General features: G+C 68.5%; 21 protein-coding genes and 4 pseudogenes. 14 read left to right on the top strand and 11 right to left on the bottom strand.

The features are described from left to right. Positions 1 to 168: 168 nt before the first annotated feature. Positions 169 to 990 carry a hypothetical protein gene (locus ACFQ9Z_RS15830; RefSeq protein WP_383016873.1) on the top strand — a complete coding sequence of 274 codons (822 nt, stop codon included), beginning with the start codon at positions 169 to 171 and terminating at the stop codon, positions 988 to 990. 525 nt (positions 991 to 1,515) lie between these two features. On the opposite strand, the gene ACFQ9Z_RS15825 is transcribed toward ACFQ9Z_RS15830, so the two are convergent. Beyond that, on the bottom strand, positions 1,516 to 2,385 hold the full coding sequence (locus ACFQ9Z_RS15825) for a trypsin-like serine peptidase (RefSeq protein ID WP_383016870.1): 870 nt from the start codon (positions 2,383 to 2,385) through the stop codon (positions 1,516 to 1,518). Between the two features lie 273 nt (positions 2,386 to 2,658). On the opposite strand from ACFQ9Z_RS15825, the pseudogene ACFQ9Z_RS15820 reads away from it, so the two are divergent. The 7 genes and pseudogenes from ACFQ9Z_RS15820 to ACFQ9Z_RS15790 form a co-directional block, all read left to right on the top strand. Beyond that, positions 2,659 to 3,493: pseudogene (locus ACFQ9Z_RS15820) on the top strand (RNA-guided endonuclease InsQ/TnpB family protein); the annotation flags it as partial. Positions 3,494 to 3,869: 376 nt separating this feature from the next. Continuing rightward, positions 3,870 to 4,559, top strand: coding sequence for a response regulator transcription factor (locus ACFQ9Z_RS15815; protein ID WP_383016867.1), 690 nt, complete (start codon positions 3,870 to 3,872; stop codon positions 4,557 to 4,559). Between the two features lie 32 nt (positions 4,560 to 4,591). Next, complete coding sequence (locus tag ACFQ9Z_RS15810; protein ID WP_383016864.1) at positions 4,592 to 5,818, top strand: sensor histidine kinase; 1,227 nt, start codon at positions 4,592 to 4,594, stop codon at positions 5,816 to 5,818. Positions 5,819 to 5,856: 38 nt separating this feature from the next. Then, positions 5,857 to 7,131, top strand: coding sequence for a hypothetical protein (locus tag ACFQ9Z_RS15805; RefSeq protein WP_383016861.1), 1,275 nt, complete (start codon positions 5,857 to 5,859; stop codon positions 7,129 to 7,131). A gap of 859 nt (positions 7,132 to 7,990) precedes the next feature. Beyond that, complete coding sequence (locus tag ACFQ9Z_RS15800; RefSeq protein ID WP_383016858.1) at positions 7,991 to 8,299, top strand: ferrous iron transport protein A; 309 nt, start codon at positions 7,991 to 7,993, stop codon at positions 8,297 to 8,299. After that, positions 8,296 to 10,230 (top strand): ferrous iron transporter B, encoded by a 1,935-nt coding sequence (locus ACFQ9Z_RS15795; protein ID WP_383016855.1) that lies wholly within the window; start codon positions 8,296 to 8,298, stop codon positions 10,228 to 10,230. Before ACFQ9Z_RS15800 ends, ACFQ9Z_RS15795 begins: the two co-directional genes overlap by 4 nt. Positions 10,231 to 10,283: 53 nt before the next feature. Further along, positions 10,284 to 10,805 carry a NifU family protein gene (locus ACFQ9Z_RS15790; RefSeq protein WP_383016851.1) on the top strand — a complete coding sequence of 174 codons (522 nt, stop codon included), beginning with the start codon at positions 10,284 to 10,286 and terminating at the stop codon, positions 10,803 to 10,805. Between the two features lie 114 nt (positions 10,806 to 10,919). Here the strand turns inward: ACFQ9Z_RS15790 and ACFQ9Z_RS15785 are convergent. After that, positions 10,920 to 11,243 (bottom strand): annotated as a pseudogene (locus ACFQ9Z_RS15785) (transposase); the annotation flags it as partial. A gap of 96 nt (positions 11,244 to 11,339) precedes the next feature. Beyond that, positions 11,340 to 11,546 carry a hypothetical protein gene (locus tag ACFQ9Z_RS15780; RefSeq protein WP_383016848.1) on the bottom strand — a complete coding sequence of 69 codons (207 nt, stop codon included), beginning with the start codon at positions 11,544 to 11,546 and terminating at the stop codon, positions 11,340 to 11,342. 275 nt (positions 11,547 to 11,821) lie between these two features. Between ACFQ9Z_RS15780 and ACFQ9Z_RS15775 the strand changes: the two genes are divergently transcribed. Further along, on the top strand, positions 11,822 to 12,064 hold the full coding sequence (locus ACFQ9Z_RS15775) for a hypothetical protein (RefSeq protein WP_383016845.1): 243 nt from the start codon (positions 11,822 to 11,824) through the stop codon (positions 12,062 to 12,064). A 336-nt stretch (positions 12,065 to 12,400) separates the two neighbouring features. After that, positions 12,401 to 14,695 (top strand): FUSC family protein, encoded by a 2,295-nt coding sequence (locus tag ACFQ9Z_RS15770; RefSeq protein ID WP_383016842.1) that lies wholly within the window; start codon positions 12,401 to 12,403, stop codon positions 14,693 to 14,695. 288 nt (positions 14,696 to 14,983) lie between these two features. Here the strand turns inward: ACFQ9Z_RS15770 and ACFQ9Z_RS15765 are convergent, their stop codons facing one another. The 3 genes and pseudogenes from ACFQ9Z_RS15765 to ACFQ9Z_RS15755 form a co-directional block, all read right to left on the bottom strand. Continuing rightward, positions 14,984 to 15,697, bottom strand: coding sequence for a GMC family oxidoreductase (locus ACFQ9Z_RS15765; RefSeq protein ID WP_383017182.1), 714 nt, complete (start codon positions 15,695 to 15,697; stop codon positions 14,984 to 14,986). 60 nt (positions 15,698 to 15,757) lie between these two features. Beyond that, a pseudogene (locus tag ACFQ9Z_RS15760) lies at positions 15,758 to 16,548 on the bottom strand (GMC family oxidoreductase); the annotation flags it as partial. 73 nt (positions 16,549 to 16,621) lie between these two features. Further along, on the bottom strand, positions 16,622 to 18,220 hold the full coding sequence (locus tag ACFQ9Z_RS15755) for an aldehyde dehydrogenase (RefSeq protein WP_383016839.1): 1,599 nt from the start codon (positions 18,218 to 18,220) through the stop codon (positions 16,622 to 16,624). 272 nt (positions 18,221 to 18,492) lie between these two features. Between ACFQ9Z_RS15755 and ACFQ9Z_RS15750 the strand changes: the two genes are divergently transcribed. After that, complete coding sequence (locus tag ACFQ9Z_RS15750; RefSeq protein ID WP_383016836.1) at positions 18,493 to 19,116, top strand: TetR/AcrR family transcriptional regulator; 624 nt, start codon at positions 18,493 to 18,495, stop codon at positions 19,114 to 19,116. On the opposite strand, the pseudogene ACFQ9Z_RS15745 reads toward ACFQ9Z_RS15750, so the two are convergent. Together ACFQ9Z_RS15745 and ACFQ9Z_RS15740 are read right to left on the bottom strand one after the other, a co-directional pair. After that, a pseudogene (locus ACFQ9Z_RS15745) lies at positions 19,076 to 19,354 on the bottom strand (zinc ribbon domain-containing protein); the annotation flags it as partial. The gene ACFQ9Z_RS15750 and the pseudogene ACFQ9Z_RS15745 sit on opposite strands and share 41 nt — an antisense overlap. 79 nt (positions 19,355 to 19,433) lie before the next feature. Then, a complete protein-coding gene (locus tag ACFQ9Z_RS15740) occupies positions 19,434 to 20,420 on the bottom strand; it encodes an NAD(P)H-dependent flavin oxidoreductase (RefSeq protein WP_383016833.1) in 987 nt (328 codons plus the stop codon). A gap of 672 nt (positions 20,421 to 21,092) precedes the next feature. On the opposite strand from ACFQ9Z_RS15740, the gene ACFQ9Z_RS15735 reads away from it, so the two are divergent. Next, positions 21,093 to 21,482 carry a hypothetical protein gene (locus tag ACFQ9Z_RS15735; RefSeq protein ID WP_383016830.1) on the top strand — a complete coding sequence of 130 codons (390 nt, stop codon included), beginning with the start codon at positions 21,093 to 21,095 and terminating at the stop codon, positions 21,480 to 21,482. Positions 21,483 to 21,766: 284 nt separating this feature from the next. Here ACFQ9Z_RS15735 and ACFQ9Z_RS15730 read toward each other — a convergent pair whose 3' ends face one another. Beyond that, positions 21,767 to 22,777: a sporulation protein gene (locus ACFQ9Z_RS15730; protein ID WP_383016827.1), complete on the bottom strand. Its 1,011-nt coding sequence runs from the start codon at positions 22,775 to 22,777 to the stop codon at positions 21,767 to 21,769. A gap of 516 nt (positions 22,778 to 23,293) precedes the next feature. On the opposite strand from ACFQ9Z_RS15730, the gene ACFQ9Z_RS15725 reads away from it, so the two are divergent. Further along, positions 23,294 to 23,440, top strand: coding sequence for a DUF6233 domain-containing protein (locus ACFQ9Z_RS15725; protein WP_383016824.1), 147 nt, complete (start codon positions 23,294 to 23,296; stop codon positions 23,438 to 23,440). 177 nt (positions 23,441 to 23,617) lie between these two features. Beyond that, complete coding sequence (locus ACFQ9Z_RS15720) at positions 23,618 to 24,430, top strand: thioesterase family protein (protein WP_383016821.1); 813 nt, start codon at positions 23,618 to 23,620, stop codon at positions 24,428 to 24,430. A 92-nt stretch (positions 24,431 to 24,522) separates the two neighbouring features. On the opposite strand, the gene ACFQ9Z_RS15715 is transcribed toward ACFQ9Z_RS15720, so the two are convergent. Then, the gene (locus tag ACFQ9Z_RS15715) at positions 24,523 to 24,726 is read right to left on the bottom strand and encodes a cold-shock protein (RefSeq protein ID WP_143638655.1); all 204 of its coding nucleotides are present in this window, start codon (positions 24,724 to 24,726) and stop codon (positions 24,523 to 24,525) included. Between the two features lie 137 nt (positions 24,727 to 24,863). Continuing rightward, a complete protein-coding gene (locus tag ACFQ9Z_RS15710) occupies positions 24,864 to 25,448 on the bottom strand; it encodes a TMEM165/GDT1 family protein (protein WP_383016817.1) in 585 nt (194 codons plus the stop codon). Positions 25,449 to 25,763 lie beyond the last annotated feature (315 nt).

Here is a 25,763-nt window from a genome sequence, read left to right as displayed (position 1 = left end):
ACGCTTCAACGGTGTTCGGTTCAATGACTTCGGGGTTGCGAATTCGATTTTACAGTGGGAGCGTTGTAAGGGAGTGTCCTGCATCCCGCCCTCGTCGGGACCGCAGGAATCCGGCAACCCTTCCCGTCGCGAAAGGCGACGTTTTCTCCTGGGAAGAGGAGGCCTCGAATGACCAGGACTGCTCACAAGTACGGCCGTCGCGCCCCGTCCCGGCGCCCGTCCCTCGCGTTCGCCCGGGTTTTCACCGGCCAGGTGCCGGCGCATCCCCCGGCCGAGGACTACCTCGCCGCCATGAAAGGCGGCTGGAACATGCTCGGGAACGACACCGCAGGTGACTGTGTGGCCGTGACCTGGGCCAACGTCCGCCGGCTAGTCACGGCGGCCTCGGGTGACGAGCGCTATCCGGACCAGGACGCGGTCTGGAGGGTGTACGCGACGCAGAATCCCGACTTCGATCCGCACGGCAGCGCGGACACCAACGGGCCCGGTTCCTCCGCCGACAACGGCATGGACATCCAGACGCTGCTGGAGCGCCTGGTCCTGGAGGGCGGGCCGGACGGTGCCAAGCCCCTCGCGTTCGCCCGCGTGGATCCGACGAGCCCCGACGAGGTCAAGGCCGCGCTGGCGATCTTCGGCTTCGTGTGGACCGGTGTCGTCGTCCAGAAGGCGAACGAGGCGGAATTCGCTGCGGACAAGCCGTGGGATTACCACCGCAACTCGCCCGACGCCGGGGGCCATTCGGTGATCACCGGCGGCTACGGGCCACCCGGCCCTGGTCCGCTGGGTGGCGACGAACGTTTCATCACCTGGGCCGAGGAAACGAGCTTCACGGATGCCTACTGGGGACGCAACACAGACGAGGCCTGGGTGGTGGTCTGGCGGGAACACCTGCAGCACCCGGCGTTTCTTGAGGGTGTCGACCTGGAGACGCTGGCCGCCGACTACACCGCGTTGACCGGGCGGCGGTTCCCGTCGGTGACCCCCGCCTGACCGCCGGTCCCCGGTCATTTGCGTGATGTATACATGGGCACCGTGCATGCCGGGCTGGACGCCGGGGGACTGCGGGTCGCGGCCAACGAGCCCTCACCACATAGGACACGGTCTTAGATGGGCGAGGATGTCAAGGCAGAAGATGCGGCACCTGCACAGCTCACATCTCGAGCAGAGTTGGCAGGGCAGGTCGAGCAGGAGTTGTCGTGGTCCGGACGGCGATGAGCCGGTGGCAGGGCATCGTGGAGACCAGACCGAGAGGTTCGTGCCTATGGCGAGTACTTCGCCTTCGACCGGGCGCGGACCCTGCTGCGTGGATCACCCGTCAGGCTTGGTGTCGTTCATGCGGGGGATGGGATGCACACATCGTTGGAAGGCTTCAGAAGCAAGGCTTCCCTTGTGCCACCGCAAGCGCATCGTCAGCCGTCGACTCGCCCCAGGATCGGCTCTCGGTCGCCCAGCCCCTCCCCGGCACGCTTCGCGGCTCCAGCCCATCGACGTGAGCGGGATGTGGCTGAGCTGGGCTCAGTCCTCGTCCTGGGCGCGCCGGTAGAGCTTGGCGATGTCGTCCTCGAAGTATGCGGCGTAGGAGACATCGTCCTGGTCGCCGCCGCCCTGGTGGCCGCCCAGGACGCCGATGACGGTGCCGGTGTGGCTCTTGGGGTCGTAGTCGGTGAGCCAGGGGCTGCCGCTGGTCCCGTCCTCGAGGTGGGTGCACTGGATGCGCAGCTGGGTGTCGCTGAACTTCGTGGTGCGGTTCCGGCATGAGATGGGGGTGTCGCGGCTGGTGGGGTAGCCGGTGATCTCGACCTCGTTGTCGAAGCGGCGGTCTGTGCCGAGAGTGTTGCCGCCCAGGAAGTCCTGAATGTTCTTGCCGTCCTTCTGGTCCAGGAGGAGGAAGGCGACGTCGAGGTCCTCGTCCCGCGACTTGGCCCAGCGGTCGTCGACGACCACCTTGCTGACCTTCCACAGGCCGGTGGGTTCGTCGCCGTTGCGGTAGCCGGGGGCGAAGACCAGGTCGTTCAGCGGCTGTCCGGAGTCGGCGTCGAAGGCGCAGTGGGCCGCGGTAATCAGCATGTTCCGGCCCGGACTCCGCACCACGCTCGCCGTGCAGAAGTGGGAGCCGTGGTCGTCCTTCTCGAAGATCGCGCCGATTCGGGCGTTGCCCTCGGTCCTGCGGGGGGTGTACGCGTTGCCGTCCTTGGCCGGGGGCGTAGCGGGGAGGTCCTGGTCCTGGCCCCGCTGGGACTGGCCCGGCTCGCCGGACTTGCCGAAACCGCTGCGCCCGCCGCTTCTGGCCGCATGGGTTTGCCCCGCGGCGTCGCCCATCACTGCGGCTGCCCCGACGATGACCAGGGTCAGGGGCAGGATGGAATTCCTGACTAGCGAGCGCACAAGGTCATTATCCTCGCGGGCCGGGAGTTCGCGAGGTCCTTCACCGGGAGGCTCCCGTCACAATCCACCGCCGGGATCGGTCGTCGGCACCCGGAACGCTACCGGGTCTATTCGCAGTGCACCGGGCTTCAGCCCGGTGGTGAAGCGTATCTTTAGCCTGCTCTGACCTCGGCTTTGGGCACGGATCCGTACTGGTCATCTCGGCCAGCGTCACAGCGGCCGGTTCTGCTGGTCGATGTACTGCTTCACGATGCTGAGCGGCTCCCGGGCAGGAAGCTGCGCCTGCCGAAGATCGGAGACGTGCGGGTGAAGTGGTCGCGCGCGCTGCCCTCGACGCCGTCCGCGGTGAGCGTGGTCAAGGACTCGGCCGGCCGGTACTTCGCCTCCTTCGTGGTGGAGACCGGCCCGTGCGAGGTGCTGCCAAAGGCGACACCAGGAGTCGGCATCGACCTCGGGCTCGGGCACTTCGCGGTCCTCTCCGACGGAACGAAAATCGACAGCCCGCGGTTCCTGCGCCGGGCCGAGAAACGCCTGAAGAAGGCGCAGCGGGCCCTCTCACGCAAGGAGAAGGGGTCGAAGAACCGGGACAAGGCCAGGATCCGTGTCGCCCGGGCGCACGCGCGGGTCGCCGACGCGCGCCGCGAGTTCCACCACCAGCTCTCCACCAAGCTGATCCGCGAAAACCAAGCGGTCGCCGTGGAGGACCTGGCGGTGAAAGGGACTCGCCCGCACACGTCTGGCCAAATCCGTCCACGACGCCGGATGGTGGGCGTTCGTGACCATGCTGGAGTACAAGGCCACCCGGTACGGGCGCACCTTCGTGCGCATCGGCCGGTTCGAGCCTACCTCCCAGGTGTGCTCGCGGTGCGGCGTCAAGGACGGCCCCAAGCCCCTTAACGTCCGAGAGTGGACCTGCGGTGCATGCGGGGCCGTCCTGGACAGAGATATCAACACGGCGCTCAACGTCGCACAGGCGGCCGGACTGGCCGTGACAGCCCGTGGAGCGCAGGTAGGACGGGGACCCGTCCCCGCACAGCGCGGCGAAGCGGGAACCCGCCCGGAGCCGCACCCGAAAACATTGCGGCAGACGGGAATCGCCGTACTTTAGATGGGCGAAGATGTCAAACCTACGCGCTGATCGGCAAGAGAGCTCAGCACCGAAGGCACGCAGCGCCTCCGGGGGTCGGCGCCGGCACGCCCCACTCCCCCACGGTGATCGTCGAGGTGACCTGAGCGAAGCCTGCAGTACAGGTCGCAGTCCCCGCAGCAGCGGTCGAGGGCCGCCGGAGGAGTTCGCCCGCGATCTCCGGCCGCTCGCGCTCCCACGCCTAGCACGGGTCGAAGCGGCTGGTTGCACGGCCTCGACCCTCAACTCACCCCCGCTGCGCCGGCTCGGCCGGTCGCGCCCGACCATCGCGGCTTCAGGGCAGGGGCGTGCGGCACCAGCTGACTGCTCCCGACCGCCAGGCGCCTGACCAGGGCAGATGGAGAATTTGGACGGGATTCTCTACGGTCAGCACGTGGCTTTCATAATGGTGTGTGAAGACGACGCGGCGGTCCGTGACGTCCTCAAGCGCGCCCTGGAGTACGACGGCCACACCGTTTCGGTCGCCGCCACGGCCGACAGCCTGCTGCGGCAGCTCGCACCGACGCCCCATCTGGTCGTCCTGGATCTCGGGCTCCCGGACGCCGACGGCCGCGACGTCTGCCTGGCCCTACGGGCTCGCGGCGTCGACGCGCCGGTATTGATGCTCACCGCCTTGGACGGCCTGCATCACAAGGTGGGCGGCTTTGAGGCCGGCGCCGACGACTACATGACCAAACCCTTCGACATCCCGGAACTGCTGGTTCGTGTCCGAGCCCTCCTGCGCCGAGCCACCGTCGCGCCCGCACCGCGCGAGGTTGTCCTCGATCCGGCGAAGCACGTGGTGACCTACGATTCGGTGAGCATGAGCCTGACCCCGACCGAGTTCCGGCTGCTGGGCCGCCTGATCGCCTCACCGGGCGACGCGGTACGCCGCCACGCCCTCATCGCCGCTGGCTGGCCGCACGGGGCGCAGGTCAGCGAGAACACCCTCGACTCCTTCGTGCGCCGGCTGCGGAGCAAGCTGGGTCCGCTGGGCGTGGCCGAGCGTCTGGTGACCGTCCGCGGCGTGGGCTACCGATGGCAGTGACGGGATTCCGCAGCAGAGTCGTCGCACTCACGGTGCTGATCGCCACCGCCGTGGTCGCGGTACTGGTCGTGGTCTCGCATGTGCTGCTGAGCCGAGTGACGGACGCCGACGCGCACGATCTAGCCCGGACCCGCGCCGAGGTGGTCGCGGCGAACGTCACCGCCAAGGGCGGCCGTGTCGTACTGACGGAGAACGGCAGCGAGGCGTTGGACGAGGTCGCCTGGGTGTATGCCGACGGCCGTCTGATCGACGGGAACGTACCGGCAAGCGTGGTCGATCGCGTCAAGGAGCTGGCGGACTCGAGGCGATCGCAGACCGCGTCGGTGGGCGACTACCTCCTGTACGCGCGGCTGGTGCCGGTCGACGGCCACCACGTCATGGTGGTTGTCCGGGTGGACCTCACGCCCTACGAGACATCCGAGCAGCGCAGTCTGACCTTGTCGTTGATCCTGGGCGGCCTCACGATCCTCCTCGCCGGCGGTGTCGCGCACCTCGTGGTACACCGCGCGTTGCGGGTCGTGCATGAGATGGCCGCCCTCGCCGACGACTGGGGCCATCAAGAACCCGGGCGCCGTTTCGACCTCGGAGTCCCACGCGACGAGTTCGGGGAACTGGGACAGACCCTGGACCGCCTCCTGGAGCGTGTCGATAACGCGTTGGCGGATGAGCGTCGGCTCACCGATGAGATCGCCCACGAGCTGCGGACCCCGCTCACGGTCCTGCGGGCCGAGGCGCAGCTGGCGCAGCTGTCCGGGGAGCCGGTGGCGCCGGCGGCGGTGTTGAGCGAGGTCGACCGCCTCGATACGGCGATCATGACGATTCTGCGCGCCGCGCGCGCTCGGACGGACGAGGGGACCCGGTGCGATCTGCGCTCCGCCGCGTGGAAGGCGATCGGCGGCCGGCCCGTCGAGGTCGCCTTCCCGGCGAAGGTCGAGGTGGCGGTGGCGCCCGACGTCGCAGTGTCGATGCTGTCGCCCCTGTTGGAGAACGGTCTGCGGCATGCGCGGTCGCGTGTGTGGATCACCGCGCGCATTCAGGGTGAGGCCGTCGTGGTCGATGTCCTGGACGACGGCCCCGGATTCGATCCAGCGGACGTCGACCGGGTCTTCGAAGCGGGTGTGACCGGCGGCGACGGGTACGGGCTGGGGCTGCCGGTGGTCCGGCGCATCGCCTCCTCGGCCGGTGCGGAGGTCCGCGCGATCGCGGACGGCCGCGGTCACGTCGAGGTGACACTCCCAGCCGCCCGCGCAACCGCGTAGTCAGGTTATGTGCAGGTTCCCCGCGTAAACCTCCCGGCATGACAACGACAACCGAAGCACGCATAAGCAGCGGGCGCCTCATGCTCAACAAGGTCCCTGAGGTCACCATCTGGTTCTGGGTGATCAAGATCTTGTGCACTACCGTCGGTGAGAGCTTCGCCGACTGGATCAACATGAAGCTGGGCGTCGGCCTGGTCAACACCGCCTGGATCTTCACCGCGGTGTTCGTGGTGGTCCTGGCCGTCCAGTTGCGGCTGAAGCGGTACGTCCCCTTCCCCTACTGGCTGACCGTCGTCGTTGTCAGCGTCACGGGCACGCTGTACACGGACATCCTCACCGACCAGCTCAACGTGCCGCTGTGGATCAGCTCCGCGGTCTTCTCCGTGCTGCTCGCGGCGGTCTTCGGCGTGTGGTGGGCGCGGGAGCGCACGCTGTCGATCCACTCGGTCACCACGCTGCCGCGGGAGTCGTTCTACTGGCTCGCCGTACTCGTCACCTTCGCGCTCGGCACCGCGACCGGCGACTGGACTCTGGAACTGACCGGCTGGAGCCCGGGAGTCTCGGTCCTTCTGCCGCTCGGCCTCATCGCGGCGATCACGGCGCTGTGGAAGTTCGGCGCGAACCCGGTGCTGTCCTTCTGGCTCGCCTACATTCTGACCCGCCCGCTGGGCGCCAACATCGGCGACTGGCTCGCCTCCCCCAAGGTCGCCCAGAACCCGGGCGACCCGACCGGCCTCGCACTGGGCACCTTCACCACCAGCCTGATCTTCCTCGGCCTGATTCTGGCGACTGTCATCTACCTGACGGTGACGCGCTCCGACGTGACCGAGACCCACGACGCCACGCACACTCCCCAGATCACCGCGAACCCGCGCAGGGAGCGCTTCGCGCTGGCCGGCTTCGGACTGCTCGCCGTCGCCACCGCGAGCCTGCTGATCTGGGCCCACAACCAGCCGCACGTGGGCCCGGCGCCGGAGACCGACAACACCTCCGCCGTCCAGATGGCCCCGGGCGTGGCGGTGAAGAAGTTCCCGCCCGCCAAGGTGTCCGCGCTGAAGACCCTCGCCTCCACCTCGCTCAAGGACGCACGCTCGGGGAACACGACCGGCGCGCACACGGCCGCCCAGTCGCTGCGTGACCTGTGGGACGCCGACCAGGCGTCGCTGCAGCCGCTGGACCAGACCGGCTGGACCTCCATCGACGCCCAGATGGACAAGGTGCTCAAGACGTTCGGCATCGACCACTCCAACCCGCCGATGTCGCCTGCGCAGCAGGAGAAGGAACTGAAAGCTCTCCTGACGGACATGGGCTGACGCCGACGAGTCGCGGGCAGCGCAGCGGCCGGGCCGCCTGTGGCAGCCCGGGCATGTCCGCGGACTCCCGTGGGGCGGTCGAAGCCGGCATCAATGGCTTCGACCGCCCTACTGTTGCCCCAGACTGATCAGTCGCGGTGGCGGCGGATACGCCGGAAGCAGGCTCCGGCGACCACTCTGACCCGGGCCCTTCACGCGTGCCTGCGCCGGCGCAACACCAGGGCGCGGTAAGCGGGGCAGGTGCTGCATGTGCCAGTCCAGCCGGCGAGCTTGAAGCGTCCGGCGGCGTCGGTCATGGCAAAATCACGCAGAGCAGGTGATGCGGTACCGCACGGTGTGGCCTGAAAATCACGGTTGGCCGTCGTGCTGTCTCGCCTCACCCCCATGGACTGGCACAGGGCGGTTGCGGCTGTGTATCCGCCACTCAGCACTGCCGAGCCCTACAGAGACCTCGGTGACGGCCCATGGTGGTAAACCACGCCGGGTTGCAGGCCGCCGGTCGTGGCGAACACCTGGGGGACGGTGACCACGACGTAGCCGCGGCCCCTTCCAGTCCTTGGCGCTGATGCTCCACGTCACCACTGACAGACCTTCCGCACCGGGGGACAGTCCTGCTGAATCGGACGCGTCCCAGTGTGGGCAAGCAGCGGACGGACTCCGGCGAGACCCATCGCCAACCGCAAGATCGAGGACCTGTTGCGCGAATACGAGTGACTATGTGCGGCATCGGCTTAGGGTCGGTGCAAATCTGCAACCTTCCCTGGGGTCTCGGCGTCGAGGCGAGAGCGATATTGCCACCATCGGGATGAAAGGTTAGCCTGCCCTAAGCTACTTTGTCGGGCGATTCCGGGGTTTGGGGATGTCGATGGTCTCAGCGCAGCTGAGTGTGCGTCAGAAGTGCGACTCGTCCGTGCTGGTGGGTTCCGCACCGGACGGGCGACTGGCCGACCTGCGACCCGGGATGAGTGGCGCGGTGATCGACATCGACGAGTCGGTCGAGCCGAGCACCGCGCGACGGCTGTTCGATTTGGGGTTCGCCCCCGGCGCCGAGGTCACCGTGCTGCGAAAAGCGCCGCTCGGCGACCCCGTCGTCCTCCGGGTCGCGGAGTACGAGGTGGCGCTGCGCAAAGCACAGACCGCTGGCATCCGTGTGCGACGCACCGTATGAACTCGCACTGCGGTCCGGTAGCCCAGACGGTCACCGGTGAAACCCGTCTGGCTTTGGTCGGCAGCCCGAACTCAGGCAAGAGCACGCTTTTCAATGCCCTGACCGGCCTGCGGACCAAGACCGGCAACTACCCCGGAGTGACCGTCGCTCGCTATGAGGGGGTGGCGCGGGTCGGCGGTCACGAGGTGGTTATCGAGGACCTGCCCGGCACCTACAGTCTCGACCCGATCAGCCCCGACGAGCAGGTCGTCGCTGATGTGCTCAGTCCGGACAACCCGGACCTCGGCACACCCGACGGCATCCTTGTCACGATCGACGCGACGACGCTGCGCCGTTCCCTCGGGCTACTCGCCCAGGCCATGCAGACCGGTCTGCCGATCTGCGTGGTGCTCACCTTCCGCGACGAGCTGGCCCGTCGCGGCGGGACACTCGACATCTCGGCCCTCCGCCGTGCGCTGGGTGTGCCGGTCGTCGGGGTGACGAGCGGGTCGCGCAACGAACTGGCGCAGTTGCAGTCCATGCTGGACCAGGCCGCATGGGAGCGGCCGGTCGTCCCGCCGCCCACCGACCCCTTGCAGCGGCGGGCCTGGGTGGAGTCGCTCATCCAGAGCGCGGGCTACGAGGTGCCCGAGGTCGACCGCCGCACGCGGCGCATCGATGCCGTGCTGCTGCACCCGCTGTGGGGCACCCTCATCTTTTTCGCGACCATGCTCGCGTTCTTCCAGATCATCTTCACCGTCGCGGCCCCGCTGCAGGATGCGGTGCAAAGCGTCTTCGACTGGCTCGGCACGCTGGTCACCGAGCACGTCTCGAATTCGTTGCTCTCCGGCTTCCTCGGCAACGCCCTTATTGGCGGCGTGGGCGGCGTGGTGGTCTTCCTGCCACAGATCGCCCTGCTGTTCCTCATGATCTCGCTGCTGGAAGGCAGTGGCTACCTCTCCCGCGCGGCGTTCCTGATGGACCGGCTCATGGCCAGGGCCGGGCTGGAGGGCCGGGCGTTCGTCGCCCTGCTCTCCAGCCTCGCCTGTGCCATCCCGGGCATCATGGCCACCCGCTCACTCCCGTCGGCCAGGGACCGCTTCGCGACCATGATGGGCGCGCCGCTGATGACCTGCTCGGCGCGCCTGCCGGTCTACGTGCTGCTGATCGGCCTGCTGGTGAGTCCCGACACCAGGGTCGGTCCCTTCGGTGCTCAGGGCGTCGTCATGTTCGCCCTGTACATCGTCGGTGCGCTCTCGGCCATGGTGACGGCCTGGGTCTTCAAACGGTTCAGCAGCCGGGGCGGGCCGGCGCTGCCGTTCTACATGGAGATGCCGTCCTATCGGCTGCCGCGTCTACGGTCGGTGGCCGACGCCATCTGGAGCGCCTGCAAGGGCTTCTTGCAGAAGGTCGGCCGGATCATCCTGCTCGTCACCGTCGGGCTGTGGCTGCTGCTCAGTCTGCCGATGCACAGCGACGCGCAGCTGCGCTCCGCCGGGGTCGACACGGCCGACCAGACCGCGGTCTCGGCCTATACGGTCAACCACAGTTACGCCGCCGACATCGGTCACGTCATCGAACCCGTCTTCGAACCCCTCGGCTTCGACTGGCAGATCAACATCGGCGTGCTGGGGTCGCTGTCCGCCCGCGAGGTCTTCGTTGCCACCCTCGGCCAGGTCGCTGCCGCCCAGAACCCTGATGACCCGACCAAGGCGCTGGCGCACATGACCTACACCGACGGGCCGCACAAGGGACAGAAGCTCTTTACTCCTGCCACGACGGCCGCCTTGATGGTCTTCTTCCTCTATGCGCTGCAGTGCATGTCCACCATCGGGACCATGCGCCGTGAGACCGGCTCGTGGAGATGGCCCGCGATCGCCTTCGGCTACATGTTCGTACTGGCCTGGACCATGTCCTTCCTGACGCACATCGTCGTGGGACTGGTGGCATGAGCGTCATTCCCATGCACCCTGAGGCCACGGCCGATCCGCAAACCGTCCGTTGGGTGATCCCTGTTGGCACGCTGCCGGTCGTCGGGGAGGTCGCCGAGGCACCGGACGAGCTCGGGAGGATGCTCCACTGCGGAGACGTGGCCTCCATCGAGGTAGAGCCACAGGCCCTGGTGATCCGACTCGCCGACGGCCTGAGCTGGTCTGGCACGGGAGCGCAGGTGCGAGACGCGCTCAGTGCAGCACTGCAGCACCCTCGGCGGTGGCGGCCGGCCGACGTGGTCACCGAGGACGACGTGCTGCGCGCCGCACTGCGGGACGTCCTGGACGGATCCGTCGGTGACTACATTCGCTCCCACGGCGGCGAAGTGACGATCGTGTCCGCCCACGACCGGCGCGCGGAGGTGCGAATGGCGGGCACCTGCTCGCACTGCCCGGCTGCCGGATCCACCCTGCACTCCCGCCTCGAGTCGGAGCTGCGTGCTCGGTTCCCCGACCTGGTGGATCTGCGGGCAACGGAGGAGCCCGGCAAGGCGGCAAGGCGCACATGGCTCACTCTGCGCCGCCGCAGCGCGTGACTACCGACGATCCCTGTACTCCTCTAGCGTGATGCGCCGGAAACTGCGGGCTTAAGTTTCTTGCTGGTTTTCGGTGGCTGGCGGAGTGACCTTGGTGAGGTAGTCGGCGAGGGATTAGAGGATCTCGTCGGCGGTCTTGGTCCAGGTGAAGGGCCGGGGGTTCTCGTTCCATGAGTCGATCCGGGCCCTGATGTCGCTCTCCAGTGCCTTCACCGAGGTGTGGACGCCGCGGCGGATGAGCTTGTCGGTCAGCAGGCCGAACCACCGCTCGACCTGGTTGATCCAGGAGGAGCCGGTCGGGGTGAAGTGGACGTGGAAGCGGGGGTGCTTGTCGAGCCACGTCTTGATCTAAGGGGTGTTGTGGGTGGCGTAGTCTTCGCACACGAGGTGCACATCGAGTCCCGCGGGAACCGTCTTGTCTGTGGTGACCAGGAACTTCTTGAGCCTTGGCGGATGGCTGGTTTGCCACGGGTGAGGCGGCGGAGCATGAGGTCGGTCATGGCCCAGCGGATCACGGTCTCGGCGTGGGCCGGGTCACGTTCGTAGTCGCAAGGCGGACGATGTCGAGGTCCCGCTGGTGGTCTTCGAGACGGTGTCGGCGGACCGCACCGACAGCGAGTCGATCAGTGCGGCGGCCGGTTCCGGAATCCGGCCGTCGGCCTGCCGTGCCTTCGCCCTCAGCGCGTCGGCAACCTTCTCCACGGTGCCGTCGTCGTGCCACCAGATGAAATACCGGTACACCGTTGGCCATGGCGGGAGGTCCTTGGGCAGGTTACCCCCACGGGCAGCCAGTCCGGGCCAGGGCTTCGATCACGCGGCCGATCAGCGGACTTGCCCTGTTGAGCCGTCGCAGCGCCGACGGCTCGTCGGGCTCCAGTTGCGCCTTGGCGGTGCGCGCCGCAGGCTGCCCCTATGGACCACACCGCGGCAGCCGGTGTGCTGCCCATTCCGGTGACGGGCGCAACGGGCAGCGACGGAAGCATCAGAGTGCCCTTCGGCCGGGCGAACCTCCCCCTGTGGCGGCCGGCGACGTCGCCGCGGTCGTGCAGGAGATCCTGGCCGACCCGGCCCCGCACATCGGCCGGGTCCATGAGCTGACCGGCCCGCGCTCGGAGGGCATCGCCGCCATGACGGCGGAGGTCTCCGCAGCGCTGGGCCGACCGGCCGGGTACGCCGAAGTCCCACTGCAGGGATGGATCGACGATGATCTCAGGCCGCTGGGGCTGTCCGACCACGTCTTCCAACACCTCGCACCATGACTCGCCTTCATGCGGAGAATCGCTACGACCGCAAGGCGGAAGGGGTCGAGTAGGTCACCGGGCGGTCTCCATCGGGCGTCCGGAAGAACCCCAGCCTCTTCGCCCCCTGAAGCCGCGTCCTCGGCGTGCGTTGTCTAGCAGACGGCCGACAACGGCACCCGTCCCATTGACGACTCTGCCGCCAGCGCCCTGTCCGTCTCTCAAAACGGACACTCCGTGGCCGCCGCCTGTAGGCGCCAGCCCAGGGTTCTCGCCCTGCTGCGGCACATGGCGGCTCAGGATGGAGGGAGGACACTGCTTGGTTGCCGTGCCACCACCTCACCGAGGCGGATTGCGATGATTCAGATGCATCGGTTCACCGCGTGGTTGCGCCGCCGGGATCCGGGCCTCGCCGCCATGCGGCGGGCGGCCAGGACCGCGGTGGTGATGCCGTCCCTCTTCGCGCTGTGCACCCAGGTCTTCCACGCGCCGGTCACGGGCACCTTCGCCGCGTTCGGCGCGTTCGCGATGCTCTTGCTGGTCGAATACACCGGCCCCGTGGTGCAGCGGCTGCGCGCGCACGCGGCGCTCGGCGCGGCCTGGCTGGTGCTGGTCTCACTGGGCACCCTCGCGTCGCGGTCGGTCTGGAGCGCGACTGCGGCAACGCTGGTGGTGGGCTTCGTCCTGCTCTTCTCGGGGGTGGTCAGCTCGGTCCTGGCCGGCGCCACGACGTCGCTGCTGTTGGCATTCATCCTGCCGGTATCTTCGCCCGCTCCCCTGGCCCAGCTGTCCGACCGGCTGATCGGCGTGGCGCTGGCGACCGGGACGTCCATGCTCGCGGTCTGGCTGTTGCAGGCGAGGACGCAGGCCGATCCGCTCAGCGCGCCGGCGGCTCGGGTCTGCCGGGCTGCGGCGGTGCAGTTGCGCGCTGATGCGGACTATTTCACGGGCCGTGCCGCCGGCGCCGCCTTCGGGGAGTGCCGTGCCTGCGCCGAGGAGACCAGGGCGAGCACACAGAGGCTGCGGCAGGCGTTCACCGCCACCCCCTACCGGCCCACCAGCCTGTCCACCGGATCCCGGGCACTGGTCCGCCTGGTCGACGAGCTGACCTGGCTGAGCGCAATCCTCGCGGAGGCCTCCCCCGCCGCCGAGGACGGTTCGACGGGCACCCGGCAGTCCTCGGTGGTGCGCAGGGCCGCTGCCGCCGTACTGGATCTGGCGGCGGAGATGCTCGATGATCCGCGCGTCACGCCGGACCGCCTACGCGCCGGGGTGGAGGAGCTCCGTCATGCGTTGACCGTGCTGGAGGACGGGGCGGTCGAGCGGCTGCCGGTGCCGGACGGCGGCTCCGGTGGCAGGCGTGGCCTCGACACCTTGGTCGACAGCCTCGACGTGACCTTTCGGGCTCAAAAGGTGGCCTTCGTCGTCCTGCAGATCACCCGGAACGTCGACATCGCTCGGACCGCCGATCACCGCAGCTGGCCGGACCGCCTGCTCGGCCGCGAGCCCGGATCCCCGACCGGTCGCCTGGCCAGCGTCACGGAACGCGCCGCCGCACATGTCGAGCCGCACTCCGTATGGCTGCACAACAGCATCCGCGGCGCCGTCGGCCTGGGCATCGGCATCGCACTGGCCGATGTGACCGGCGTCCAGCACGGCTTCTGGGTCACGCTGGGCACCCTGTCGGTGCTGCGTTCCAACGCTCTCAGCACCGGGCAGAACGCCTTCCGCGCCCTCGGCGGCACCCTGGTCGGCTCGATCCTCGGCGCCGGTCTGCTCCAGGTCATCGGACACCACACGAGCGTGCTGTGGATCCTGCTGCCCGTCGCGGTGATGGCCGCGGGTGTCGTCCCGGCCGCGATCTCGTTCGCCGCCGGGCAGGCGGCCTTCACGCTTACCCTGGTCATCCTGTTCGACATCGCCCGGCCGGCGGGTCTGTCGGTCGTCCTGTTCCGTATCGAGGACATCGCGCTCGGCTGTGCGGTGAGCCTGGTCGTCGGTCTGCTCTTCTGGCCGCGCGGCGCGTCCGCCGCCCTCGCCAGGGCATTGGCGGAGGCGTATGTCGACAGCGCGCGCTATGTGCTCGGGGCAGTGGGCTATGCGGTGTCCTGCTGTACTTTCAGGCCCGAAACCATCGAGCGCCCGCGGGAGGGCCGCCGGGCGGCGGCCGCGGCGCGCCGACTGGACGACGCCTTCAGGACCTACCTGGCCGAGCGCGGAGCGAAGGACGTCTCGTTGTGCGAGACGACGACTCTGATCACCGGTGTCGTAGGGCTCCGTCTGGCCGCCGACGCGGTTCTAGAGCTGTGGCGGCGGGCCCCGGTCGGCCGACCGCTCGAGGACCGCGCCGCCGCGCAGAGGGAGCTGCTGGTCATGGCGGAACGGGTCTTCCGGTGGTACGAGAGTCTGGCCGGGGGGCTGGAGAGCGAAGGGCCGGTGCCGGAGCCGCTGGAGTCCGACCGGGAGCACCACGCCCGGCTGGTCGAGGCGGTCCGCCGGGACCTGCGTGATGCGGACGGGCGGGCGACAGGGACCGGCATCCGCATCATCTGGACCGGCGACCATCTGGAAGCAGTGCGGCGGCTCCAGCGGCCCATCGCGGCGGCAGCCGGTCACACCGACGCGCGCGTTGCCGTGATGGGATCAGTTTGACTCCGCAGGTGCCGACAACCCACTCAGTCGCGCTTGGCCAGGGCCTGACGGGCGGAGTGGCCCTCGGCCCAATGGGAATCCGGGCGGCGCACCGGAAACCTGCGCCAGCCCAAGCGATACAACCGCAGACTGCACTGGGTGTTCTACCTCTCTGCCCAGAGTGCCCATGTTGCGTCCCTCAGCAGCCACGTGCTGCCGCCGGTTCCAGGCGTCGGCAGCCCAATCGACCTGGGCCGGCGGACTCGCCACAAGACGCGGGCGGACTCCGACGCTCCTCACACGTCGAGTTCAGCGAGGTCGCTCCCCGATCCGCTCGGCAGCCTTTTCGGCGATCATGATCGTGGGTGCGTTGGTGTTTCCACTGATGACAGTCGGCATGACCGAGGCGTCGACGACACGGAGTCGCTCGACTCCGTAGACCTCCAGATCCGAATTGACGACAGAGTTGTCTCCCGTTCCCATGGCACAGGTTCCCACCGGGTGATACGCCGTGGCACTCCATCTGCGGACGTGCTCTTCAAGAGCCGCGTCGTCCAGACGGTCGAGGTCGTCACTGGCGGGCAGGTACGACCGCCCCAGGTAGTCGGCGAACGGCGCGCAGTGGGCGATACCCATGACCGCTCTGAGCCCCGCCACCATGACCGACGCATCCGCGGGCACGTCGAAGTACCGCGGATCGATCAGCGGTGGGGTCTGAGGATCAGGCGACGCGAGACGGACGGTGCCGCGAGTCTGCGGGTGCAGGGGGACGCAGTTCATCGTGAACACCGGCCGGTCAGGTCTTTCCTCACCGCTGAGAATGAGTGCTGTGGCTCCTCCTACCAGTTGGACGTCAGGACGGCTGCTGCGGCCGCCCGTGACGTTGAGGAACGCGCCGACCTCTCCGTAATTCGAGGCGAAGGGCCCGTCACCGTGGGCGCGCCACCGGTCGAGGTTGTCCGGGGTGAGCAAATCCCGCACGACATCGGTGGAGTTCTGGGTCTCCCACACGACAGGAGTCATCAAATGGTCCTGCAGGTTACGCCCGACCCCGGGCAGGGGGACTCGGACCTCTATCCCCACCTCGTGCAGCTCGTCGGGATCGCCTATGCCCGACAGGAGCAGCAGTTGGGGCGAGTTGATGGATCCGCCGCAGAGCAGTACCTCCCTGTCGGCGTGAGCCGTGCGTTCCTGTCCGTTCCGGACATAGGTGATGCCTGCTGCGCGTGATCGAGATTGGGTCGGCTCAGGGCCGGGCGCAGATAGGCGTCGGCCGTGGACCATCGTCGCCCGTGATGGCATGTGACCTGGTACATGCCGGCACCGACGGGGGACGCACCCGCGAAGTCGTCGTTGCGGTCCAGTCCCCATTCCACGGCGGCGTCCAGCCAGGATTGTGAGAGTTCGTGGGTGTAGGCGCGGTCCTCGACGTGCAGGGGTCCGTTCGAACCGTGGTAGGGCTCGCCGAGGCGGTGGTTCGACTCGGACTTCATGAAATAGGGCAGGACGTCGTCGTAGCCCCAGCCTTTGGCTCCGTGCTCGTCACGCCAGCTGTCGTAGTCGTTCCGGTTGCCCCGGGTGTAGATCATGACGTTGGTGGATGATGAGCCGCCCAGTGTCTTGCCCCGGGGCCAGGAGAAGGTGCGTCCCGGCTGGGGCTGCTCGAGCGTCCGGTAGCTCCAGTCGCTATGCGATCCGAAGAGCATTCCGAGCGCGGCTGGGATGTGGATGAGCTCGTCGGTGTCAGGACCGCCCGCTTCGAGGAGCAGCACCCGAACGCGGTCGTCGCGGCTCAGGCGGTCCGCGAGCACACAACCAGCGCTGCCGGCGCCCACGATGACGTAGTCGAATCCTTCGGTTCCGGTGGAAGTCATGCTGGTTCCCTCGCGGGCGAGCGGCCGTCGCCCGGACTCGCCCGAGTTGGGCGACGGGCGCCGGCTGGTCGCATCAGGGGTGGTAGATCGACTGGAGTTGCTGGTATGCGTGAAGCCCCTCGGGCCCCAGTTCGGTGCCGAGCCCGCTGGCTTTCCTGCCTCCGTAGGGGGAGGTCAGGTCGGGCAGATAGCCGTTGAGCCCGACGGTGCCGGTCCGCAGACGGCGGGCCACCTGGGCCCCATGGTCCAGGTCCGTGGTCCAGACGGTGCCGGCGAGGCCGTAGGCCGACTCGTTCGCCAGGCGCACCGCCTCGTCTTCGCCGTCGTAGGGCGTGATCGTGAGGACCGGGCCGAAGATTTCCTCCTGCGCGATGGTCGATGAGTTCTCGACGTCGGTGAATACGGTGGGTTCGACGAACCAGCCCCGATCGGGGCCGGGTGGCCGGCGCCCTCCGGTGGTGAGCTGAGCCCCTTCGTTGAGGCCGGTCTTGATGTAACCCAGGACCCGTTCGCGCTGGCGCTGGCTGACGAGCGGGCCGATTTGGGCGTCGGGGTCGAGCGCGTCACCGACGACGGCGGCACGGGCCATCGCCGTACAGAACTCGACCACCTCCAGATACCTGCTGCGGGGGGCCAGGATCCTGGTACTCGCGTAACATGTCTGACCGTTGTTCAGCAGACTGGCCATGAAGAACTGCTCTGCGTTCGCGGAGAGGTCGGCGTCGTCGAGGACGACGGCGGCGGACTTGCCTCCTAGTTCCAGGGTCACCGGCCGCAACAACTCGGCGCATGCGGCAGCCACTTGGCGTCCCGCTCTGGTGGATCCGGTGAACGACACCTTGTCGATGTCAGGATGGGAGACCAGATACGCGCCGGTGTCACGGCCGCCCGGAACGATGTTGATCACTCCGTCGGGGATTCCCGCTTCCTCGACCGCCTCCGCCAGCAGCACCGAGTCGAGGACGGTCTCCGGAGCCGGCTTGAGGACGAGCGCGCAGCCGGCGGCCAAAGCCGGGGCCACCTTGAAGAAGGCGATGGTCTGAGGGAAGTTCCAGGTCATGATGGCGGCTACGACGCCGACGGGTTCCCGGCGGACCAGGGTGGTGCCACGGGGCAGTCCGGTGCGCAGTTCCTCGGACGTCATGCCGTCGGCCAGACCCGCGTAGTAGCGCAGCAGGGCTGATGGCACCACACCTTCGAAGGACCGGGCGACAGTGATCGGCATGCCGTTCTGGGCGCTGACGGCGGCGGACGTCGCCCCCTTCCTCGCCTCGAGCGCGTCCGCGAGATGGATCATGGCGGCCGCGCGATGCTCAGGGCCCCAGGAGGACCAGCCGGCCGGCGCGTCGAATGCGGCACGAGCGGCTCCGACCGCTCGGTCGATGTCGTCCGGGGAACCGTCCGGCACGGTACCGAGATGATCGCCGGTACTCGCGGATGCGACGTCGATGAAACGGTCGCTGGACGTGTGCACCCAGCGTCCTCCGATGAACAGATGGTTGGGATCCATGGTGAACTCTCCCCACGGCGTGCCATGGGACCCCGACAGTACGTGGTGTTCTATAGGTGGATGACCGGCGGGCACGAGGGTGCTCAGCGCGGTACGCAGGCCGCTGACGGTGATGGTTTTCCTGCGCGGTGGCCCGGCGCGTCGGATCTGCGGGTGGGCCACGTCTGCGACGCCCCTTCGCCTGGTGCCGGCCCTGGGGGAGCGCTTTCATGATTCACAACTGAATAAATCCGACGTTACACCCATCTGGGGTAATCTGTCACCAGATAGGTGCACACTAGGGAAATATCCCCAGACGTGGCCGACGCCCGAGCGGGGAAGTCAGGCAGCCGGCTCAAGACCTCACACGAGGCCCCTGAGCATCGTGGCGGCAGGCCGGGCCCCGGTGCATGACATCGCACCGTGAGCAGTACGCCTCAAGGAGGTGGCCCATCGTGAGGACGTATGGCGGAGTCACGGCGGAAGAGCGGGCTTCGCTCCGCCGTCGGCGCCTCATGGAAAGCGGTCTGGAACTCTTCTCCAGCCGCGGATATGCCCATACCTCCATCCGTGCGGTACTCCGTCACGCCGGACTGAAGGACAGGTACTTCGCGGAGAGCTTCACATCCCTCGACGATCTCATGGCGGCGCTCATGAGGGACATCTACGAGGAACAGATCACCCGGTGCGTCGGCGTGATCGCCACAGACCAGCCGCTGCGCGACCGGGCTCGGAACGTGATCGACGCCATCGTCGCGCTCTCTGTGGAAGAACCGAGAAAAGGGCGCGTCAAACTCACGGAATCCCTGGGAGCCGGTCCTCTCACAGCACACGAACGGCGTCAGGGCCTGCAGCGCATGAGCGGCCTCGTGGACTCCCTCCTGAGGGAAGGGCTTCACGATCCTCGGATGGACCCCGCCACCCTGTCCGTGGCCGTCGTGGGGGCCGTCAGCGAGATGCTGCTGAGCTGGTTCAACGGAGAGCTGGGCATCTCAAGGGAGGAACTGGTGGATCAGGGCCTGGTCCTCTTCGAGGCCATCACCGAGCACGCCGCCACCTCGGAAACATCACGAGATTGACCTCCTCCCCCGCATAAAGGCGGTGGATTCCAGCGGTCGCCCGCTGGGGTTCCTGCTTCACCGACGGCCGCCCCGTCCGGGAGGACTCCCGTTGAGGTCTTACACCGTCTCCACAGGCAGACGCCGCCAGCCCGGCGGCCAGGAGGTTGCATGCCGCGTTCACGTCGCGGTCATGCACGGCGCCACAGGCGCACGTCCGCTCGCGGACGTTCAGCGGCAGCTTCCCGCGAACCGTGCCGCCTTCCTGTCGACGATGACTCAGGCGTTCACGGACGGGCCCTCGAGCTTCGGCCTCCCCGCACGAGCGGGGTTGCTCGTCAGCTCAGCAGCGATCGAGGCCGTGAGGCCAGGATCGCCTCGGCCTCGTCACCGATCGTCCGGACCACTTCTGCGGCGGGACGGACGGCATCGACGAAGATCGCCGACTGTCCATAGAGAATCGCGCTCGTGTCAGGGTTGGGCGGGCGCTCCACGGGACTGACGTTCTTGGGAGGCGCGAATTCCTCCTTGCGGTCCCGCAGAGTCGCCTCGCGCTCTGACCACTCATCGGTGAACCGATTGCGGTGAACTCGTTCACCGATCGTCTCCGGCCACGGCAGCCCCGACACGATGTCGTAGGTCCGTGTCCATACGGTGTCACTGCCGTCACTCTCCACGATCAGGCGCTTGTGGGCATCGTGTACCTCGATCGCTTCGGGCGTGGCGAGAAACGCCGTGCCCAGCCATGCGCCGTCCGCCCCGGCGGTGAGGACGGCCGCCAGTGTCCGGCCATCGCCGATTCCTCCTGCGGCCAGCACAGGAACATCGGGGTAACGCCTTACGATCCCGGCCAGGAACGGCAGAAGGCCCATCGTCCCGGTATGGCCACCGGCCTCCGTGCCCTGCGCCACGAGGACATCGGCACCGGCGGCGACGGCCGCCTGCGCGTCATCGTAGTTCTGCACTTGGCACATCACCCGCGTTCCAACGGCCTTGGCACGAGCAAGCCACGGCTGCGGGTCCGCGAACGACAGCGCGATGACCTCTGGTCGCTCTTCCAGAGCGGCCTCGAAATGCGGTTCGGTGAAGGGGAGGAACGGCGTGATGAAGCCGACTCCGTAAGGAAGGTGGGTCGTAGCGCGGATGGTTGCGATCTCCGCATGGATCCAGTCCGGCCCTTTCCAGGGATGTGTACCCCCGAAGGAGCCGAGCCCGCCGGCCGCGGAGACAGCGGCGGCGAGTGTTCCGCCGCTGTGCAGTGCCATCGGGGCCGCCATCACCGGGTAGTCGATACCGAACATTTCGGTGAATCTCGTATGCAACATGGGTCGACGCTAGCGAACACAGAGCGCCCAGCCCACCAGCAGCGCGCCGTCTCGCCCGCGCCAAGCTACTCGATCTCGGAAGCGGAACCACGGAGCGTCCGAGCCGGACGGATTTCTAGTACTCCAGTGACCTCCTCGCCCCCTAAAGGGAGGCGATTCCCGTCTGCCGCACCGTTGTAGGGTGCGGCTCCGGGCGGGTTCCCGCTTCGCCCCGCTGTGCGGGGACGGGTCCCCGTCCTACCTGCGCTCCACGGGCTGACACGACCAATCCGGCCGCCTTGGCGACGTTGACCGCCGCGTTGATGTCCCGGTCCAGGACGGCCCCGCATGCCTCCGTTCCCTCCACCGTCACCACTTGGTGAGGTTACGCGGCGGTCCATCCCGTCGCCGCGCCGTCGCCGGCTCGCAGACGAAGACCTGCAGCGGCACCATCGCGACCAGCGGTTGGAGCGGAGTCGGGATAACGGGGACGCGGATGAGGTGCTCGGCGTGCAGTGCGCCGCCGGGTCCCCAGACCCCGGCCGATACGCTCTTCCGGTTCGACCCGGAACCGTTCGCCGCGGTCCCCGCTCGCCTCGCCGCCAAGGCGCGGGAGCGCCCTTGAGACGATCTTGGACCTGCTCGTTCTCGTCTCCGCAGGCACCCCTTGGACCACACCACCAGGAGGAACCCGTGTCACACCCGCAACCGCTCACCCCCGAGGAGAAACTCGCCGACGCGAAGAAGCTGTTGAGCCTCCCGCGGATCGTCGTGATCTGCGGCTCCACCCGTTTCATGCCCGAGATGACCGAGGCCGATCTGCGGGAGACCGAAGCCGGGAAGATCGTCGTCAAGCCGGGTTGCGACATGAAGTCGCCGCACGAACTCTGGTCCGGTCCTGCCGAGGCCGAGGCGCTGAAGGTTCGACTCGACGATCTGCACCGGGCGAAGATCCGGCTCGCTGACGAGGTGCTCGTAGTCGGCGACTACATCGGGGACAGCACCCGAGCCGAAATCGCCTACGCCCGGTCGCTGGGCAAGCCCGTGCGGTTCACGCACCACGAAGTCGACCCCGACGCCTGACCGCCCGCCCCCACTCCCCCCGCGGGCACCACTTGGGAGTCCGCTGACGCTGGTGGTCACCGCGCGGTACTACTCGGCCGACCGCGGGCTGACCGCGGTCGGCGCTTGAGTGGTCGTCTGCATGCCGCCGTACCGGCGGCCGCCTACCTGATGGCGGCATCGCTGCGCCGGCTTCCGGGTCCCCGGCGGATCGTGGGACTGTCCCTCAGCGACGCAGCTTCACCGTGCCGACAGCGGCGACACGGGGGCCGCGAGGGCAATACGGACAGCACACGACCGGTGCCTCAGTCCTCGTCTTCCTCGTCGCCCTCGAAGAAGTCACCGATCTCGTCGACGACTTCCGCCGCGACCATGCCGCCGACGACACCGACCGCCAGGCCCGCGGCGCCAGCGGCGATCGCGGTGCCCGTGCCGGGCCCGGAGCGGTGGGGTGCACCATGATGGTCGTCGTGGTGGCTGTAGTGGCCGCCGTGGCCGTCGCCCGCGTACGGGTCGCCGTGCCCGTAGGAAGCGTGGGCTCCGTGGGAGGCGCGGTGTTCCAGGAGCTGCCCGATCCAGCCCTCGACCAGCGTGTTCCAGTCCTGGGCGGCATCGTGGGAGACGGTGAAGCGGGTGAGCGCGTCGTGGCCGGCCGTGAACAAGCCGCCGCGCTTGTCGGCCTCCAACACGATTTCCAGACCGCCGGGACCGGCGAGGAAGGTGACCTCCAGCTCGTTGAGCTGGTGCGCGTACTGCGGGGCGGGAGTGAGCTCGATCTCCTGGTAGAACGGCAGCTGCTGGCCGGTGCCGCCGATGTGACCGAGTTCCAGGTCGGCCGACTTGAACCCGAATCCCAGCTGCCCCAGAGCCTCCAGGATCGCCTCCTGCGCCGGCAGCGGGCGAACTGCGAGCGGATCCAGATCGCCCTTGTCCTTCGCCCCGGCGACCGCCAACTCGGTGCGCACACCGAGCACGATGCCCAGCGGCTGCCCGCGCAGTTCGGTGACCGGGGTCTGCCACGGCAGGCCGATACGGAACGGGACGCTGCGGTGCTCACCCTCGCCCAGGCGGAAGCCGCCGCCGACGGTGAACCTCTCGAAGACGACGGCGCCTTCGCTCTCCCCATGCTCGTGCTCCGCTTCAACGCGGGCGACGAGCTCGAGGGTGATGTGGTCGATGCCGAAGTCGGCGTTGCCGCCCCGTAGGTGGACCTGCCCCGACAGGGCGCCTCCGGGGAGGGCGGCGCCGGGGTCGAGGACGGTATCCACCGTGGGCCCGCCCACGCCGAGCGAACCGAGCAGCCGTTTGAACACCATCGGGGCGTTCACTCCTTCACGTGCGTGTCACTTGCGGCGCCGGGCAGTCGGCACACACCCTCGGGACAAAGCGGGCTGCCGGCGCGTTGACCCGTCACCGGCCGTTTGCAGCATCTCGTACCTCATCTCGGTGCCCTCCCTTCCCGGCGGACGTCCGGGGAAGCAGCCGGGGGTATCCGGCTCCGCCCCTCACTTTTTCTACATGCCTGTAGAAGCATAGGGCCGGGGCAGCCGTCCAGGGCCGCTCAGCGGCGCGCCTGGAACGAACGACCGAAAAGAGCCCTTCCGATGGCAGACCCAGCCTGCTCGACGAGGGCGCTTTGGTGCGGCCGCGAGGCGTCGCTCCAGCTCCCCTCGAATGAAGTAGGGGCGGTCGAGACGGCAGGAACGCGACCTCGCGCGCACCCGCCGGTGGATCGCGGATGAGGAGCGCCGGCGGGCGGAGCAGCGGCAGGGCGAGCAGGCCGACCCACGGCGCCGGACTGGTTCCTCGAGCTCGGCCTCAATCAGGACAGCGTGCCGGTGTACGCGCGCACCGGCGACTGCTGGAACGTCACGAGACGGAGCCGGGGCGTGCCGCGGGAGGCGGCGCTCCGGGCGCTCGCCGACGGTGTGGCGTGCCCGCTATACCGGCCGGACGCCGAGCCGGGGCACCTGGAGTGAAGGTTGTCCACCTGCCGGGTAGCGGCCAGGCTGGCTGACTCCGTCGCGCGCAGAGGCCGTCAAGAGCTGTGGTTGATGGTGGCGCTTCCTCAGGCAGCAGGCCGGGGGGTTCTCGGCGGCTCCGCCGTCCGTGTGATCCTGGTCAGCGCCATCTTCATCCGTTGAGAAGGACACCTGTTGAGCACCGGCAGCTACTTCGAACCCATCGACGCCCGCCGCTACAAGCCCACCGCCCACGCGAGCGGAGCATGGGACCCCGACGAGCAGCACTTCAGCCCGCTGGGCGGCCTCATCGTGCATGCCATGGAGAGCCACCTGGCCGGCCGGGCGGACGACGGCCTGGTGCTGTCCCGGATCAGTTTCGACATCCTCGGCCGGCTCGCCCTCGACGAGTGCGAGATCCAGGTCGAGACGATCCGGCCCGGCCGCACCATCGAGCTGGTCGAGGCCGTCGTGCTCATCGCCGGCCGCCCCGTGGTTCGGGCCCGCGCCTGGCTGCTCGCCGCCGGTGACACCTCCGCCGTCGCCGGCGGCGCCCCGGCACCGCTCACCCCTCCCGACGAGCTCGCCCCGTGGCCCATGAGCGAGGTGTGGCCCGGCGGCTACATCGCGTCCCTGGACGTGCGGCCCCTCGCGACCCCCCAGCCGGGCCGGACGACCGCCTGGATCTCCACCGGGCTCGACCTCGTCGCTGGAGAGAGTTCGAGTGCGCTCGCTTCCTACATAGCGCTCGTCGACACCGCCAACGGCATCGCGGTACGCCAGCCGCCCACCGCCTGGATGTTCCCCAACGTCGACCTCACCGTCCACCTCCACCGCCGGCCCGAGGGCCGCTGGACCGGGCTCGACACCACCGTCACCTTCGGGCCCACCGGCCAGGGCGTCACCAGCACCGTCCTGCACGACGTCCACGGGGCGATCGGCCACGCCCAGCAGATCCTCACCGTCCGCCCGCAACCGGCGGCGGCCCCGCCCGGACGCCACGCGTGATCGACGCCGTGACCGCGTGGGATGCGGCTGTGGCCGCATGGAAAAGGCCCGGGTGACCGGGCCTTTTCAACTCGTAGCGGAGCGTGGTGAAGTCAGCCCCGGACGATGTTCTCCGCCTGGGGGCCCTTCTGTCCCTGTGTCACGTCGAAGGTGACCGTCTCCCCCTCCACCAGCTCGCGGTATCCGTTCCCGGCGATGTTGGAGTAGTGCGCGAAGACGTCCGGTCCGCCGCCGTCCTGGGCGATGAAGCCGAAGCCCTTCTCGGCGTTGAACCACTTCACGGTGCCGCTGGCCATGCTGTTGTCCTTCGTTCTCGCCGGGCAGACCCGGCTGGTGGGTGGGGACGCCCTCGGGGGGCACCCAGCGTCCTTTCTACCCGAGACCTCTCCCGGTTATCCGACTTTTCTGCTGCCCTCCGGCACACGGCCTGTGGTCAGAGGGTGAAGGCCTCGACGAGCGTCCAGATGGCGAGACCGGCCATGCACAGGCCGCCGATGCGCTGCACGGTCTTCAGGGGGACGCGCTTGGCGATGAACCGGCCGACGAGCAGGGCGAGGGCGGAGACGGACATCAGGGCCGCGGCGGAGCCGATGGCGGTGGGGAGCCAGCCGTTGGTGGCGGCGAGGTTGGCGGTGGTGATCTGGGTGAGGTCGCCCCATTCGCTGATGAAGACGGCCATGAAGGCGGTGGTGTAGACGGGCCAGAAGCCGGTGACGGCCCTGGAGCCGGCTTCGTCGTCCGCGTCGTCTCCGCCGCTGCGCAGGAGGACGAACGCGCCGAAGGCGAACAGGGCGGCGGAGACCAGCTTGACGGCCATGCCGGGGAGCAGGCCGAGGAGGCTGCCGGCGCCGACGGCGATGGCGACGTGGACGATGAACGCGGTGGACGTGCCGAACCAGACGTACAGCGGGCGCATGCGGGTGCCCATGGCCAGTGAGGCGAACATCGTCTTGTCGGGAAGTTCCGCGAGGAAGATCAGCCCGAAGGCGGTGATGATCGCCAGGGGGTCGAGAGTCATCCTTGAGGCTTTCTGCTGGGGCCGGGCCACACCGTCCTTCCGACACCCTGAGGCGCTACGGGGAACCGTTCGGCCCGGCACGACGGATCTGCCCGCACAGTGTGCGCGGGCAGGGTCATGCGTGGCCGAAGGTCTCGTCCGCCTCGGTGGTGAGCCGCGGCCCGGTGGCCGGGACGGATGTCCGTCCAGTGTGTCGACCAGCGGTGTTGCAGGACTACTCCCCTTCGCTCGCCCCAGTGTAAACGAAGAGCAAAGTGCTTTGTGCGTCGCGGGCCGCGCGCGCTCGACCGGCCGGATACGTCCGCCGCAGCGGAC

The sequence above is a fragment of the Streptomyces sp. NPDC056580 genome (genome assembly GCF_042793175.1).
Taxonomy (GTDB): domain Bacteria; phylum Actinomycetota; class Actinomycetes; order Streptomycetales; family Streptomycetaceae; genus Streptomyces.
This window is presented reverse-complemented; position numbering and strand designations above follow the sequence as displayed.

Coding starts and splice junctions, on each gene's coding strand:
- ACFQ9Z_RS15830 (WP_383016873.1), top strand. CDS start 169: ATGACCAGGACTGCTCACAAGTACGGCCGTCGCGCCCCGTCCCGGCGC.
- ACFQ9Z_RS15815 (WP_383016867.1), top strand. CDS start 3,870: ATGGAGAATTTGGACGGGATTCTCTACGGTCAGCACGTGGCTTTCATA.
- ACFQ9Z_RS15805 (WP_383016861.1), top strand. CDS start 5,857: ATGACAACGACAACCGAAGCACGCATAAGCAGCGGGCGCCTCATGCTC.
- ACFQ9Z_RS15800 (WP_383016858.1), top strand. CDS start 7,991: ATGTCGATGGTCTCAGCGCAGCTGAGTGTGCGTCAGAAGTGCGACTCG.
- ACFQ9Z_RS15795 (WP_383016855.1), top strand. CDS start 8,296: ATGAACTCGCACTGCGGTCCGGTAGCCCAGACGGTCACCGGTGAAACC.
- ACFQ9Z_RS15770 (WP_383016842.1), top strand. CDS start 12,401: ATGATTCAGATGCATCGGTTCACCGCGTGGTTGCGCCGCCGGGATCCG.
- ACFQ9Z_RS15765 (WP_383017182.1), bottom strand. CDS start 15,697: ATGACTCCTGTCGTGTGGGAGACCCAGAACTCCACCGATGTCGTGCGG.
- ACFQ9Z_RS15740 (WP_383016833.1), bottom strand. CDS start 20,420: ATGTTGCATACGAGATTCACCGAAATGTTCGGTATCGACTACCCGGTG.
- ACFQ9Z_RS15730 (WP_383016827.1), bottom strand. CDS start 22,777: ATGGTGTTCAAACGGCTGCTCGGTTCGCTCGGCGTGGGCGGGCCCACG.
- ACFQ9Z_RS15715 (WP_143638655.1), bottom strand. CDS start 24,726: ATGGCCAGCGGCACCGTGAAGTGGTTCAACGCCGAGAAGGGCTTCGGC.
- ACFQ9Z_RS15710 (WP_383016817.1), bottom strand. CDS start 25,448: ATGACTCTCGACCCCCTGGCGATCATCACCGCCTTCGGGCTGATCTTC.